Raw genomic sequence first — 15,291 nt, forward strand, 5'->3', positions numbered from 1 at the left:
TGAAGAAGATATAAACAGTAATTTTGCAATGTAGAATTAAATAAACATCAATTATCAACTAAAAAAAGAAGAAAAAATGAAACTAATTATTATAGCGCTTTTATTATCAACAAGTTTATCGGGCTGTGCCCAAAACAGCCTTTCAACCCAAGACACAACAGTTATGGAACAACAGATGACCAACGACGAGGCTCAAATCCTCGCCCTTACCCGAAAGTTTACCCAATTGATGATTGACCGCAACACGGCGGAGCTGGACAAAATGGTGGATAAAGATTTCAGCCTTACCCACATCACAGGCTATGTGCAACCTAAAGCCGAATGGTTCAAAGAGATAGAGCAGGAGAGTATGAAGTACTATTCTGCCGAAGAGGTAAGCCGTAGTATCACGGTCAATGGCGACACCGCCGAATTTGTGCAACGCAACCTGCTCGATGCCCGCATTTGGGGCAGTCGTAACAAGTGGCGACTGCAACAGACTATGACCCTCGAAAAACGCAACGGCACGTGGATAATCCTAAAATCGGTGGCGAGAACTTTTTAATCCATTTGATAACGACATAATTAACAATTAGAAAGATGAAAAAAACTCAAACGCAATCAAGCCGCAGAGATTTTTTAAAAATGTCTGCTTTGGGAGGGGCAGGGCTTGTTTTAGGAGGTTCAATGTTAGCAAATATAGCATCAAATGTTGAAACTTCTTCAATAATGGAAAATAAACATAAAAATAAACCCGGAACACGAAAACTCGGCTCCTTGGAAGTCTCCGAAATAGGTTTCGGATGTATGAATGTGGCTTGGGCTTACAATATGCCCCCATCCGATTTACTCAACAGGCATACAAATCAAAAAATGACAAGAATAATCATCATAGGAGCAACAGGCGGACTTGCTCAAAACGTAATCGAAACCGCCAAAAAAGCTGATAATATTCAACTTACGCTTTTTGCCCGTACTCCGGGCAACCTTTCGGCAAGAATTTCCGGAGGAACAACCGTTGTACAGGGCGATGCAATGAATATTGACGACCTGAAAAGAGCCATCGCAGGACAAGATCTCGTATATGTAAATCTGTCGGGCGACTTGGACAAAATGAGCCAAAACATCATCACAGCGATGAAAGAAACAGGTGTAAGACGCATTGTTGCCATCAGTTCCATAGGCATTTATGAAGAACCTTTGCAGGCTATTTTGAAACCTTACCGCAAGTTGGCAGACAATATCGAAGCGTCGGGATTGGATTACACCGTTATCCGCCCCAATTGGTTTACGTCGGACAATGAGATTGATTACCACATTACCCGCAAACCCGAACCCGAAGTGGGTGGAGCGGTTTCCCGGAAATCCATTGCCGACCTTGTTACCAAAATATTTGCCAACCCGGGACTTCATAAAAACGAAAATATAGGGATAAGCAAGCTGAGGTAAGCGTCAAAATGCCAACCTTTTGCCAATGTTTAAAAAATTATATCATAAAACAAATCAGAAGTGTGGATTTCCAATGCCGGCTACGAAAAGGCAATGCCTTCCATTGCGGAATCGTTGAAAAAACTGCAAACCGATTATATCGACTTGCTGCTCATTCACCAGCCCTTTGGCGACTATTACGGCACTTACCGGGCAATGGAGGAAGCCTACAAAGCGGATAAAGTGCGGGCGATTGGCGTGAGCAATTTCTATGCCGACAGATTTTTGGACTTGGCTCATTTCGTGGAAATTAAGCCGATGGTCAACCAAATGGAGACGCATGTATTCCACCAACAGGGCGACTTGCAGGAACTGATGAAAGAGTACGATTCCAAGTTGATGTCGTGGGGACCTTTCGCCGAGGGGAAAAACGACTATTTCAACAACCCGACCCTCAAAAAAGTGGGCGAACGATACGGGAAATCCGCCGCACAAGTGGCATTACGCTACCTTCTGCAACGTGATATTATTCTTATTCCCAAATCGGTGCGAAAAGAACGGATGGAGCAGAATATGAACATTTTCGACTTTGAACTTACGGCGGACGATATGACAGAAATCGCCCGACTCGACACCAAAGGGACGCTGTTTTTCTCGCACAACGACCCCGGTTTGGTAAAAATGCTCTTGGAAGTTAAAATATAACGAACAAAAATAGGAGATATTGAAAATGAGTCTGCTCCGAAAACCTCAAAAAACGATTTCACGGGCTTGCTACTCATTGAAGATCAATAGTTGTTTTGAGGGAAATTTGGGTAAAAAAGACTTTTCGGAGGGGACTCAAAAATGAAAATCAAGATTTTATTGGTCAGGCTGCCGCCCGAGACTGAAAACAGCCGTTCCCCATATCGACCAATGCCTCGTCATCTGGCTCGGTTCGCCCAACTGGTGGGGCCGTTGCTTTAACGGGTAGAATAAAAAATGAGCCTCACGGACAATTTTTTTACCCGAAACAGCCTTACCTTTGCATCAGGTAACAATAAAGAATGTGTGGGATGAACAAAACAATTTTTGAACGACTCTTGCAGGGCGAAACCATTCCCTTTTCCGACCCCGATTACATGGAAATTCGCAAGGCTTGTGCCGAAAACAAACCGCTTTTGCTTAAAGCCAACCAAAGCGCGGATGCGAAGGAGGTTATCCTTCTCCTCAACCAAATGGCAAACGGAAAAATAGCCGAATCGGCAACCGTTTACACGCCTTTTCACACCAATTACGGCGGAAATATCTCCATTGGCGAGAATGTGTTCGTCAACCACGACTGCTCGTTTTTGGATTTGGGCGGTATCACCATTGACGACGGGGTGATGATTGGCCCCAAGGTGGTCATCTCCTCCGAAGGACACCCCATAGCCCCCGCCCAACGCAACAGCCTTTCGGCGGGCAAAGTCCACATCAAACGCAATGCGTGGATTGGGGCGAATGTTACCATTTTACCCAATGTTATCATTGGCGAAAACTCCGTTGTGGCAGCGGGTGCCGTTGTTTCGCGAGATGTGCCCGATAATGTGATCGCCGGCGGCGTTCCTGCCAAAATCATCAGGCAACTTTAATTGTAAAAACGATGCAAACCATTGAACATTCGGGTATATTTTTATCGCACTTTTCGGACGAAACCACAAGCTGCGTTCCCGCTGCCAAAGAGCATTACCTGACCTTCGTGCATGGCGGCGAATTGGAATTTGAGCTTGACGGCCAACGGATTTTCGCTCACGGGGGGGAGTGCGTTTTTCTAAGGCGAAATCACAAGGTGATATACCACAAAAAACCTTTTGAAAACAAGCCCTACAAAGGTGTTTCCATAGAGTTAAGCCGCGAAGTCTTACGCAAATATTTTTCAAGACTCAACAAAAAAACGCTCCCCAAAACCGTTTCCGCATCGGAGATTGATGTGCTGAAAATTGACGTCCGCCCCGAAATTTCGGCTCTCTTCGAGCGGATAGGACCCTATTACCAATCTACGCCGAACGAAACGTTTTGCAAAGCGATTATACACGATGCCATCGAGTTGTTGTTGCAAGAAAATCCAAACTTTTACCCGACACTCTTCGACTTTTCCGACCCTTGGAAAATCGACCTCATCGACTTTATGGAGAAGAATTTTACCGAAAACCTCTCGATGAACGATTTTGCCCGATACACAGGACGCAGCTTGGCAACCTTCAAGCGCGATTTCGCCAAAGTCAGCTCGCTCACGCCCCAAAAGTGGCTTATCCAAAGGCGACTTAAAGAAGCCTACTACCTCATTTTCAGTCAGAAAAAGCGCGCCAGCCAAGTTTATTTGGAGGTGGGTTTCAAGGATATTTCCCACTTTTACCGCACATTCAAAAAGCAGTACGGCGTGCTGCCGTCGGTTTGATATCGTAAACTTGAGCCTCTCAGACAATTTCATCCTCCGGGATTCACCTTACCTTTGCATGGCAGAATTAATGAGTAATTTAAAAGATAGAGAGTTATGAGGGAAATAGCAATTCTATTAACCGCAATCGCAATGATTGCCTGTACAAACACCCAAAAAAAAGGAGAAGATATGAATAGTACACTAAAACTGACACAGGAGTGGGACAAAATTTTCCCGAAATCCGACAAGGTGGAACACCAAAAGGTGACGTTCAAAAACCGTTACGGCATCACGCTTGCAGGCGACTTGTACACACCGAAAAACATTGACGGAAAAGCTTCCGCCATTGCGGTTTCGGGACCATTTGGGGCGGTAAAGGAGCAATCTTCGGGATTGTACGCACAGACGTTGGCCGAGCGCGGCTTTGTAACCTTGGCGTTCGACCCCTCTTACACGGGCGAAAGCGGCGGGGAGCCTCGCAATATGGCATCGCCGGACATTAATACGGAAGACTTTTCGGCGGCAGTCGATTTCCTTGGCTCGTTGGATAACGTTGACCGTGAGAAAACCGGTATTCTCGGTATCTGCGGATGGGGCGGGTTTGCCCTCAACGCTGCCATTGCCGATACCCGCATCAAAGCGGTGGCAACCAGCACCATGTACGACATGACACGTGTCTCGGCAAAAGGCTATGACGATGCAATGGATGCCGAAGCCCGTTACCAAATGAAGAAGAGCATCAACGAGGCCCGTTGGGAAGCCTCTGCGAACAACTATGCCACCCTGCTCCCGGCCAACAATCTGCGTAAAGAGCAATTTACCGGTGAAACGCCGCAATTTGTGAAAGAGTATTCCGATTTTTACACCACCGACAGGGGATTTCATCCACGCGCCGTAAATTCCAATCCCGACGGCTCGTGGGCAACTACCGCCACATTGAGTTTGATAAATATGCCGATTTTGCAATACGCTTCGGAAAACCGCACGCCGGCATTGCTTATCCACGGCGAAAAGGCTCACTCACGTTATTTCAGCGAGGATGCTTTTAAGGCGTTGGGCAATGAGAACAAGGAGTTGTACATCGTGCCCGATGCTACCCACGTCGATTTGTACGACAACAAGGCAGGCGTGATTCCTTACGACAAACTCGAGTCGTTCTTTAAAGAGAATTTGAAGTAAAGGACAATCCGTAAAATCTCCCTTTCAACCTAAGTGTTGAGGGGGATTTTTTTATCAGGGAGTTATCCTTTTCGAAAAACGTGCTTGTCATGTCTACCCATTGGCTTACTGCAACAAGGGCCAAGATAGGACAAAATGTGGGAAAAAACTTTTAGGCCGCAGTCTTGCGAAGGTTTTGAACCAAAAAGAACAAATGTTTGAGCCAAAAAGAACAGCGCGTCTGTTGGATAAACTCTAATTTCGCGTTGTATTTAAAAAAATGCAATAATATGAAGTCAAAAAAAGGAATGACAAGACTATTGGCAGTATCGGTTTTGGGAATAATAACCACTGCCTGCGGAAATACCGCTAAAAGAAGCGGTGCTGAAGAAACAGCAACCGACAACACGAGTAAGGGAACGGTGCTGTTGGTGGCCTCGAGCGAGAGTTCTTTGAAGTTGACTACCAAAGAAATACCAACAGGTTATTATCTCGACGAACTCGCCGTGCCCGCACAAGCGTTGATAGCCGCCGGATACGATATTGTGGTGGCTACGCCCAAAGGCGATACGCCCGTTATGGACGAAAAATCCAATACGGCGGAATTGTTTCAGAACGACGAAAACAAGCTCAACGAGGCGCTGAATTTTGTGAAAACTTTCCCTCCGATGTTGAACCCCATTTCCTTGTCGGATGCTGTCAAGGGCGGACTTGACCGGTTTGCGGCGGTCTATGTGCCCGGCGGTCACGCTCCTATGATTGATTTGATGCAGGATAAAAACTTGGGTGAAATCCTACACCATTTCCATGGCAAGGGCAAACCTACGGCGCTGTTGTGCCACGGACCTGTTGCCACACTTGCGGCGTTGCCCGAAGCCAACGCATATCGTCAGGCGTTGGCCGAAGGCAACAAGACGGCTATCGAAAACTTCGGAAAGGATTGGATTTACAGCGGATACCGTATGACTATCTATTCCAACGAGGAGGAGTACGATGTGGAGGATTATTTGGGCGGAAAAATAGAATTTTATGTGGCAGACGCGTTGCGTAATGCGGGAGGAAAGGTAGAGAAATCGGCTGCGAAAAATATGCCGTTGGTAGTTCGAGATAGAGAGCTGATCACGGGGCAAAATCCCGCTTCCGACCACGCAATTGCCGATGAGCTAATCAAGGCGTTGGAAGAAATGAAGAAATAAGATGAAAGCAGTAAGAGTGCCGGGGGAACTTGTGCTTCCTCCTTACCTTCACAGGTCGTTGCAGATGGAAGGTTTTTCGGTTGTGGAGAGTTGCACCTACACCCAACGCTCACGAGGCTCGATGTTTCTGGACGAACATCTGTTGCTCCATGTGCTGAAGGGACAAAACACCGTTAGCCTCGGCAAACAGGAATATCCCGTCAAGAGCGGACAGATGTTGCTCATTAGCAAGGCTTCGCTGATAGGATACGACAAGCAGGGCGACGCCGAAGCCGGCGATGCCTACGAAAGCCTGCTGTTTTTCTTCACAGATAGTTTCATTCGCGGATTTTTACAGATGAGCCAAACCCGTGTAGAACCCGTTACGGAAGCTGCCGCGATGGAGGTGAAAACGGCAAACGAGAGAATGCGGACATTCTTTGCCTCTGTAATGCCTTATTTTGCCCACCCCGAAAGGGTAGATAAAGTATTGCTGCAACTGAAAATGCAGGAATTGCTGTTCAACCTTGTGGATACCGACAAAAACCTGTTGCACCAACTCCTGGAACTTCGCAAACCGATACATAAAAACATTGTCGAGGTGATGGAAGAGAACTATGCCAAGCCCGTTAATATCGAGCAATTGGCTTACCTCTCGGGAAGAAGTCTTTCGACTTTCAAGCGGGAATTTGCGGAATTGTATGACACCACACCGGCAGAGTGGATACGCAACAAACGGCTCGAAAAGGCAAAACAGCTGTTGGAAAACAGCAATTACCCCGTTGCGGACATATGCTATACGGTGGGGTTTGAAAACCCGTCGCATTTCTCCCGAATCTTCAAGCGACATTTTGGGCATCAGCCTACGGAGTATCGCAATTAAAGGGGGAAAATGATTTGTAGTACGAAAACATTGCCGAGAATCATTTCTGAGTCCACTTTAAAAACTCCTTTCGAAGAAAATCACATTTTGATTATCAGGAAGTTGAGATATTAAAAACTCCACATTTTGACTTTTTCAAGTGGACTCATTTCTTGAGATTGAAAAATGGCAAATAATAAAAAACCTTGCAACCCTGGAGTTTAGAAAAAGGGTTGTCGAAGACCCATAATCAAAACAACAAAAAGGAGAAGAAAAATGAAAAAAATCAGTATCTTGTTAGCACTTGTTTTGTGCAGTCTGTCTCTCTTTACGACAGCGTGTGAGACTAACCCCAAAGATTTGGAAACCTCCAACACAGAAAACCCCAATACAGAAACCCCCAATTCCGTATCGGGCAAGACACTTATTCTCTACTACTCCAAGAGCGGTAATACGCTTAGTGTAGCCCAAACCATCGAGAGGCTAATCGCCAACACGGAAATGTTGCGAGTAAATCCGGCCAATCCTTATCCCGAAGGTTATAGCGAAACACTTCCTGTGGCAACCGCCGAAATAGAAGCGATTGACAATCAGGGAGTATATCCGCCCATCAATACCACCATCGATAATTTTAACGATTACGAAATGGTGATAATATGCAGTCCCCTTTGGTGGAGCAGATTGGCGACGCCTATGCAGTCTTTCCTGCACGCCAACGGTTCCAAGCTTGCGGGGAAAAAGATTGCAGTGGCGGCCACAAGTGGTGCGACGGGCATCGCTCAATTGGTGGGAGATGTAAGGCGTTTGGCTCCCGATGCCGTATTCACAGGCGAGGGCCTGCGAATCGCAGCCTCGCAGGCATCTTCCTCGCAAACAACCATTGCCACGTGGCTCAGAAGTCTCGGCTATACGATAGGGTGATTTTTTTCTTGCGTCTTATTGAGGCTCATCTGGCGGAACACCGTTGAGAAAATAACAACTTCATCAACCCATTTACTTCATCAACCCATTTATTCGTAATATTCAAAAAGATATTTATTCAGATATATCTTTGTTCCCTTCATTGTCTACAAAAATACATCTTTAATTTTTGTACGTCCACATACTGAAAATAACAAAACAATGTATGGTTCAGTTCAAAACCATAATCCACCCCCTGCTCATACCCGTAAATTGGTTGAAGGAATGACCTCCTTCGGGGCCGGGTAGCATTATAATTCCATTAAGAAATCATATACGATAGAAGAATTGATTGATAATCAAAAAGAGTGAACAATATCGGAAAAACAGTTGTTAATCTTGTAATTGGTATTTGTTTGATTGTAGAGAGAAAGGTAAATGGATTTGATAATTTCAATTGTATGATTATTTTCAAACCCATAAAAGTTATGTCGTTATGAAGAGAATCATTTTAAACGCGTTTTGTATGTTGAGCATTGTATTGTTTGCAGCCGGATGTGGTGGAGGAGGGAGTAGTGGGGAGAGACGACCGGAAGTGATCGTGCCGGACGCGCAAGCAATGAATCGCCCCCAGGTGGCAGTATTGCTTACCGAGGGATTTCAGGATGCCGAGGCTTTTATGCCGATCGGTTATCTGGAAAACAAAGATATGGATGTTACGGTGATAGGCCCTGAAACGGGACGGGTGAAAGCCTATAACAGCGATTTTGAAATAGTGGTGCAAAAAACAGTGGGAGAGGTGACCATCGATGAATTTGACGCGCTGGTACTGCCCGGGGGAAAAGCACCTGCTGCGCTGAGGGAAGAGCCGGAAGTGGTGGAGTTTGCCAAGAACTTCTTCCTCTCAGGGAAGCCGGTGGCGGCTATCTGTCACGGCCCACAGGTATTGGCTACAGCAGGAGTGCTTCAGGATGTAACCGCCACGGCTGTGGGATCTATCCGCGGTGAATTGGAGGAAGCCGGCGCGAAATATGTGGACGAAGCACTGGTAATAGATGGCAACCTGATCACATCGAGGGTGCCGGGCGATCTGCCGGTATTCAGTAAAGCTATTGAGGAAGCGGTCAAGAAGGCTCGCTGACTTGTTCCTATCTTAGTTTAGCGTTAAAAACAGCTTTATGCCGGTCACGGCAAACCGTGATTTAGGGGTAGGGCTGTTTTTCAATACATGAAAAAATGCCATATATTGATTATTATAAAATACTGGGTGTCGATAAGAATGCATCGGCCGAAGATATCAAGAAAGCTTACCGCAAATTGGCGCGCAAGTTGCATCCCGACCTGAACCCAAACGACAAGGAAGCCCAAAAGAAGTTTCAGGAGCTCAATGAAGCCAATGAAGTGCTGAGTGATCCGGAGAAACGCGCCAAGTATGATAAGTACGGTGAGAACTGGAAGCACGGCGAAGAGTATGAGAAAGCACAACAGCAGCACCGGCAGCAAAGTAGCCGGCAACAACAGTGGAGCAGCCAGGGGGGACAGACTTTCTATACCGAAGGAGATTTTTCGGACGACGATTTTTCCGACTTTTTCCACTCTATGTTCGGCAGCGGGTTTAGCAGAAGGCAAAGCGGTGGCGGCAGAAGTAACAGGTTCAAAGGTGCGGACTATCAGGCGGAATTGCGCCTGACACTTCGTCAAGCCATGCGCACACATCAGCAGACATTGTCGATCAATGGGAAAAATGTACGTATCACGATTCCTGCGGGAGTGGCTGACGGGCAGAAGATCAAACTGGCCGGATACGGTCAACCCGGCGTCAACGGTGGCCCGAACGGTGACCTCTACATCACTTTTATCATTGAGGATGACCCTGCTTTTAAACGGCTTGGGGACGACTTGTATGCCGATGCCGTGATCGACCTCTACACAGCGGTGCTTGGGGGCGAAACAATGATCGATACGCTCGAAGGGCAGGTGAAAATGACCATTAAGCCCGGAACCCAGCCCAATGCCAAACTACGGCTGAGAGGCAAAGGGTTTCCCCTGTATAAGAAAGAGGGGCGGTCTGGCGATTTATACGTGACGTTGAAGGTGCGTCTGCCTGAACATCTCTCGGATAAAGAGAAAGAACTATTCACCCAATTATCAAAAATCAGGAAACAATGAGTGGAAACAGATTACTTTACAGCGAATGTCTGAGAATCTACGAGATAGAAGAATCATTCATTGAATCGCTGCGGGATGTGGGGTTGATTCATGTGACCGGTCAGGAGGACGACCGGTTCATAGAATACGACGACCTCTCCGATCTGGAGCAATTTATCCGGTGGCATTACGAGATGGATATCAATGTGCCAGGTATTGACGCGCTTCGCCATATGCTGGATAGGGTACGCTTGTTGCAATCAGAGATAGAACAGCTTCAAAACGAATTGCATTTTTACAAGGCTTTGCAGCCATGACGGTTGAGGCCATCCACCCCTACGGTGAGGGCATGCTCCCAGTACCGTAACGGATTACCCTTGCCTGCGCGTAGTGAGACGCGGGATAGTCATGCGTCTCTTTGTTTATTTTAGGAGAACCTGTTAGCGGCTCAATAGGTGTATGCATCTAAAGAGAATGCTCGTTTTCTTCTATTTTTTCGGGCTGTTTGTCATGTAAAACACCAATGTGCCGCCGTTGATGATATCATCGTATGTGATGAATTTCTTATCGTAAGGCTGACCGTTGAGTTCTATCTTTTCGACATATAGATTCTCCTTCGAAAGATTTTTCGCCTCCATGACGAAGTATTTCCCGTTGCCCACATTGATGGTCGCTTTGGGAATCTGCGGCGCGCCGATGACCAGTTCGCCGCTCACCGGATTCATGGGATAGAATCCCATCGCGGAGAACATATACCATGCCGACATCTGTCCGCAGTCGTCGTTCCCGATCAGCCCGTCCGGTTTGTTCCGGTAGAAATCGGTGGTGATCCGGCGTATCAGCCGCTGGGTTTCTTCCGGCCTGTCGAGATAAGAGTAGATATAAGCCACGTGGTGGCTCGGTTCGTTGCCATGGGCGTATTGACCGATAAGGCCAGTCACGTCGGAAAGTTGACCGGTGGTTTCCTGGGTGGTGTTGAAGAGGTAATCGAGCACTTTTCCCGCAGCCTCTTTGCCGCCCATCAGTTTAATGAGTCCCGCGATATCCTGTAACACATGCCATGTATATTGCAGGGCGTTGCCTTCCGTGTAATGGCCCCCGATGTGGGAATCGGCGTGCGCCAGCGCATAAGGGTCGAAAGGAGAGAGCCATTCGCCTTTGGAGTCTTTGGGGCGCATGGCGTTGGTTTCTTTGTCGAACAGGTTCCTGTAATATCCGGCCCGTTTCATAAAGAATTCATAATCTTCCGTTTTTCCTAACTTTTTTGCCATCTGTGCGGCGGCATAGTCGCTGAATCCGCATTCGAGCGTGCGGGAAACCGATTCTACTTTGACAAGGTCGTAGGGATAGTAACCGTATTGGTCGTAGATTTCCCAGTCCGATTTGTAGTGCTTGCTTTCGGTGATCGATCTTTTGATCTCCCGGTAGGCTTTCTCCGCGTCGAACCCGTCAAAACCTTTGAGATAAGCATCCACGATCATGGAGATGGAGTGGTTGCTGATCATAGTGTAGGTCTCCTGTCCCATCAGCGCCCAGATGGGGAGATGCCCTTTTTGTCCGCTGTAGTCGACCATGGAATTTACCAAGTCAGAGACAATCTCCGGGCTAAGGATGGTGTACATGGGGAAAGCCGCGCGGAAGGTGTCCCACTGTGAGAGGGTGGAGTGGAATTTCCCGGTGGGCGAGAGTGTGATCTCGCGGCTGGGCCCTACATAACGTCCATCCACATCGGCAATGTTGTTGGGTTGGATATAGAGGTGGTAGAGCGAGGTGTAGAAATTGACCTTGTCGTCCTCCGTACCCTCTATCTCCACCCTTGAAAGATAGCTGTTCCAGGCCTTTTTGGCCTCCCGGCGCACTGCGTCGAAATCCCATCCGCTTGCTTCTGCCGCGAGGTTTTTCTTTGCACCCTCGACGCTTGTGGTGGACATGGCGATCTTCATTTGCAGGGTAGTGCCGTCCTGCATGTCGAAGGTAAGGATATAGCGGGGCGCCTTTTCCCGTGGATCCCGCGGCTCGAGTTGTTCAGAGAAGATGATCGGCTTGTCGAATTCGATGGCGAAATAGTAAGTGCGTTCCACCCATTCGGTGCGGCGGGTATAGCCGGTAATGAGCCGGTCGTTTTCGATGGTGACCCCATTATCGAGCACGTGGGTGAAGAGTTTATCTTTCGTCCATACCAGGCCGCTTTGAAAGTCGGCCAACAGATTCGCCGGTTTGTCTTCGGCAAAAGTATAGCGGTGGAATGCCACATGCGGGGCGGTGGTGATTTCCACAGCTACTTCGTTATCGGCCAGCTCCACCGCATAGTAACCGGGGGAAGCTTTTTCCGTAGCCTTGTCGAAACTGCTGCTCAGGTCGCCGCGTTTCTCGCCGGAGAAAGGCTGCATCAGCAGGTCGCCCAGGTCGACGCATCCCGTGCCGTTCAGCCTGTTCTGCGAAAAGCCGTTGATGCGCTCATCGTCGTAGAAATAGCCGGAGCAGTATTCCCAGGAGAAATTGCCCGTCTCCGGCCCCGGCTGCATCATGCCCAACGGGTAGGTCGCGCCGGGGAAAGTATGTCCCGTGAAGGCTGTCCCTATAAAGGGATTTACATATTGAGTGAAATCTTTTTCAGTATCGCTTTGCTGTTTAGGTATACAGGAAATCGCCGGAATTACAATTACAGCAAGCAGGATGGGTTTTACTTCTCGTAAAAATCTTGTCATTTGTCTATCAATTATAAATTACAATTTTTAATTACCAATTACCAATTACTAATTACTAATTACCAATTACCAATTACCAATTACCAATTACCAATTACCAATTGTGGAATCATTAACTTACAATTTCTCAATTAATCACGATAGTCACTCCTTGTCCCGATTCATCGGAGATTGGCACATTGAGAAATCATCATGTCCTATCACCACACCTTCACATCACCGCATCAATCAGTCCTCCCTCTTTGCCCGTCTGGTTTCCCAGATAAAGTAGGCAATCAGTCCGAGGAAAGCGAAGAGCGCCACAATCTGGGCACCTGTTCCCTGAGGGTCGCTCCACAGGTTGAAGTTGAGTGCATTGCCGTCGCCGGTGATAAATATGATCAGGGCGCCCAAAACGCCGAAGAGTGCCGCGCCCGCTATGAATCCGGAAGAGATCAGGATAGCGCGCTGGTGGCGGGCATTTGTCAACTGCTTGTCAGCACCTTTTTTGTTGATCCAGTGGTTGAGTAATCCACCCACGACAAGGGGGGTATTCAGTTGGAGGGGGATGAACATGCCGAGTGCGAATGCCAGGGGTGACACACCGAGCCAGTTCACGAGTATGGCGATCACCGCGCCGATCCCCAGGAGCATCCAGCTGACGCCACTTCCTGCCATCAGCGGTTCTATGATGGCGGCCATGGCGTTGGCCTGCGGGGCCACCATCGGGTTGGTATGTTCAGGCGTGGCCACAAAGCCGTATGCCTCGTTCAGGATAAAAATCACTGCTCCCACGGTCGCCGCCGAAACCAATGTCCCGAGGAACTTGTATGATTCCTGTTTTGCGGGGGTAGTGCCAATCCAGTAGCCGATCTTCAGGTCGGTGACAAAACCGCCTGCCATGGAGAGTGCGGTACAGACGATACCTCCGATGATCAGTCCGCTCACCATTCCCTGCCAGCCTTCCAATCCCACGGCAACAAGGATCACCGATGAGAGGATCAAGGTCATCAGCGTCATTCCCGATACGGGGTTTGTACCCACAATGGCAATGGCATTGGCAGCCACGGTGGTGAACAGGAATGAGATAACGGTGATGGTGATCAGTGCCACGATAGCTTGTGCGAGTGTGATCTTCACGCCGATGAGCAGAAAGATGAATACGGCGACAAGCGTGAAGAACAGGAATACCATCACGAAGGACATTTTCAGATCCCGGCCCGAACGCTTTGCTTCACTGGCCCCTGTGCCGGTAGCCACTTTCTTGCCGACTGCCAGCTTAAACGCGCCGCCGATCACGCCGGCCGATTTGATGATCCCGATGATACCCGCCATCGCGATGGCGCCGATACCTATCGGACGCACATATTCGGCAAAGATCGCTTCGGCCGACATCGTCGCGAACGGATTGACACCCCCGCCCATGGCAGCCGTCAACGCTCCGATCTCGTTTACCAGTGGAATCAGTACCAGCCAGGAGAGTAGCGAACCCACGGTGATGATCAGGGCATATCGTAGTCCAACTAGGTAGCCGAAGCTGAAGATCAGGGCGCTTACGTTGAATTTGAGTACCATCTTGAACCGTTCGGCCATCATGGCGCCGGCAGGAATAACGCGTGTGGTGATCTCCTCGCTCCAGAGACGGAAGGCGGAGAAACAGAAATCGAATAATCCTCCGATGAGCCCACTGGTGATCAGCAATTTCGCCTTGTTGCCACCCTTCTCCCCGGTCATCAGGATCTCGGTAGTTGCCGTGGCTTCGGGGAAAGGCAATTTCCCATGCATATCCTTCACGAAATATTTACGGAAGGGGATAAGGAAAAGAATTCCCAGGAAGCCTCCTAACAGCGATGAAAAAAAGATTTGCCAGAAGTTGATCTGAATTTCGGGATATTTGGCTTGCAGGATATAAAGCCCCGGGATAGTAAAGACTGCTCCGGCCACAATCACGCCTGACGATGCGCCGATTGACTGGATAATGACATTTTGCCCCAGTGCATTCTTTCTGCGGAATGCCGCCGATGCGCCCACGGCAATGATGGAGATGGGGATGGCTGCCTCGAAAACCTGGCCGATCTTCAGGCCCGAATAGGCTGCCGCGGCCGAAAAGATGATCGCCATTAATAATCCCATACCTATTGACCAAGGTGTTACTTCCGTTACCGGCCTGTCTGGTGGAAGTACAGATTTGTACTCTTCTCCCGGTTTTAGCTCACGATACGCGTTCTCGGGCAATTCCGTAATTTTCTTTTCTTCTAATTCCATATATTTATTCAGTCTATTAATATGCCAATGCCGATAAGTCGGGATAACTTGTCCCGATCTTCAGGAACTTGTCCCGATTTTTCGGGAAGTAGTGACTCATGATCATGAGACAAACAACTGTCGGTTACGCCCATTTTGACCATGTCGATTGTTAATTCAACACAGTGGGGCGTGGTTAAACGCGCCAATATGAATAATATTCGCCAAAATTTTTGCCGAAAATACAAAAAAATATGTAAAAGAAGCTCCTATTTTCGTAACTTTGTCGAGATTGAGAAGGATTTAAAC

The 15,291-nt window shown here is 48.1% G+C and carries 14 protein-coding genes and 2 pseudogenes; 13 read left to right on the forward strand and 3 right to left on the reverse strand.

The features are described from left to right. The first annotated feature begins 76 nt into the window (after window positions 1–76). The 13 genes and pseudogenes from D7D25_RS02080 to D7D25_RS02135 all read left to right on the forward strand — a co-directional run bounded on the left by D7D25_RS02080 (window position 77) and on the right by D7D25_RS02135 (window position 10,368). Complete coding sequence (locus D7D25_RS02080; protein ID WP_221407943.1) at window positions 77–544, forward strand: nuclear transport factor 2 family protein; 468 nt, start codon at window positions 77–79, stop codon at window positions 542–544. A 35-nt stretch (window positions 545–579) separates the two neighbouring features. Then, window positions 580–672 (forward strand): annotated as a pseudogene (locus tag D7D25_RS18725) (twin-arginine translocation signal domain-containing protein); the annotation flags it as partial. A 36-nt stretch (window positions 673–708) separates the two neighbouring features. Further along, on the forward strand, window positions 709–1,428 hold the full coding sequence (locus tag D7D25_RS02085) for an NAD(P)H-binding protein (protein ID WP_255417140.1): 720 nt from the start codon (window positions 709–711) through the stop codon (window positions 1,426–1,428). Between the two features lie 54 nt (window positions 1,429–1,482). Continuing rightward, a pseudogene (locus tag D7D25_RS02090) lies at window positions 1,483–2,112 on the forward strand (aldo/keto reductase); the annotation flags it as partial. A gap of 350 nt (window positions 2,113–2,462) precedes the next feature. After that, a complete protein-coding gene (locus D7D25_RS02095; RefSeq protein WP_122967275.1) occupies window positions 2,463–3,020 on the forward strand; it encodes a sugar O-acetyltransferase in 558 nt (185 codons plus the stop codon). A gap of 11 nt (window positions 3,021–3,031) precedes the next feature. Then, window positions 3,032–3,826, forward strand: a complete 795-nt coding sequence (locus D7D25_RS02100; RefSeq protein WP_122967276.1) for an AraC family transcriptional regulator — start codon at window positions 3,032–3,034, stop codon at window positions 3,824–3,826. 96 nt (window positions 3,827–3,922) lie between these two features. After that, window positions 3,923–4,987 carry an alpha/beta hydrolase gene (locus D7D25_RS02105; protein WP_122967277.1) on the forward strand — a complete coding sequence of 355 codons (1,065 nt, stop codon included), beginning with the start codon at window positions 3,923–3,925 and terminating at the stop codon, window positions 4,985–4,987. A 269-nt stretch (window positions 4,988–5,256) separates the two neighbouring features. Beyond that, complete coding sequence (locus D7D25_RS02110; protein ID WP_221407944.1) at window positions 5,257–6,162, forward strand: type 1 glutamine amidotransferase domain-containing protein; 906 nt, start codon at window positions 5,257–5,259, stop codon at window positions 6,160–6,162. 1 nt (window position 6,163) lies between these two features. Beyond that, complete coding sequence (locus D7D25_RS02115) at window positions 6,164–7,024, forward strand: AraC family transcriptional regulator (protein ID WP_122967278.1); 861 nt, start codon at window positions 6,164–6,166, stop codon at window positions 7,022–7,024. A gap of 255 nt (window positions 7,025–7,279) precedes the next feature. Continuing rightward, on the forward strand, window positions 7,280–7,924 hold the full coding sequence (locus D7D25_RS02120; protein WP_122967279.1) for a flavodoxin: 645 nt from the start codon (window positions 7,280–7,282) through the stop codon (window positions 7,922–7,924). Window positions 7,925–8,399: 475 nt separating this feature from the next. After that, the gene (locus tag D7D25_RS02125; protein WP_221407945.1) at window positions 8,400–9,044 is read left to right on the forward strand and encodes a type 1 glutamine amidotransferase domain-containing protein; all 645 of its coding nucleotides are present in this window, start codon (window positions 8,400–8,402) and stop codon (window positions 9,042–9,044) included. A 95-nt stretch (window positions 9,045–9,139) separates the two neighbouring features. Next, entirely contained in the window at window positions 9,140–10,072 is a 933-nt protein-coding gene (locus D7D25_RS02130) for a DnaJ C-terminal domain-containing protein (protein ID WP_122967280.1), read from the forward strand. Further along, window positions 10,069–10,368, forward strand: coding sequence for a chaperone modulator CbpM (locus D7D25_RS02135; protein ID WP_122967281.1), 300 nt, complete (start codon window positions 10,069–10,071; stop codon window positions 10,366–10,368). The genes D7D25_RS02130 and D7D25_RS02135 overlap by 4 nt, the downstream gene beginning before the upstream one ends. Window positions 10,369–10,387: 19 nt before the next feature. On the opposite strand, the gene D7D25_RS18420 is transcribed toward D7D25_RS02135, so the two are convergent. The 3 genes from D7D25_RS18420 to D7D25_RS02150 form a co-directional block, all read right to left on the reverse strand. Then, window positions 10,388–10,516 carry a hypothetical protein gene (locus tag D7D25_RS18420; protein ID WP_255417141.1) on the reverse strand — a complete coding sequence of 43 codons (129 nt, stop codon included), beginning with the start codon at window positions 10,514–10,516 and terminating at the stop codon, window positions 10,388–10,390. A 23-nt stretch (window positions 10,517–10,539) separates the two neighbouring features. Next, entirely contained in the window at window positions 10,540–12,759 is a 2,220-nt protein-coding gene (locus tag D7D25_RS02140) for a GH92 family glycosyl hydrolase (protein ID WP_122967282.1), read from the reverse strand. 228 nt (window positions 12,760–12,987) lie between these two features. Then, complete coding sequence (locus D7D25_RS02150; RefSeq protein WP_122967283.1) at window positions 12,988–15,003, reverse strand: OPT family oligopeptide transporter; 2,016 nt, start codon at window positions 15,001–15,003, stop codon at window positions 12,988–12,990. Between the last annotated feature and the right edge of the window lie 288 nt (window positions 15,004–15,291).

It is taken from the genome of Proteiniphilum sp. X52 (assembly GCF_003712195.1).
Taxonomy (GTDB): domain Bacteria; phylum Bacteroidota; class Bacteroidia; order Bacteroidales; family Dysgonomonadaceae; genus Proteiniphilum.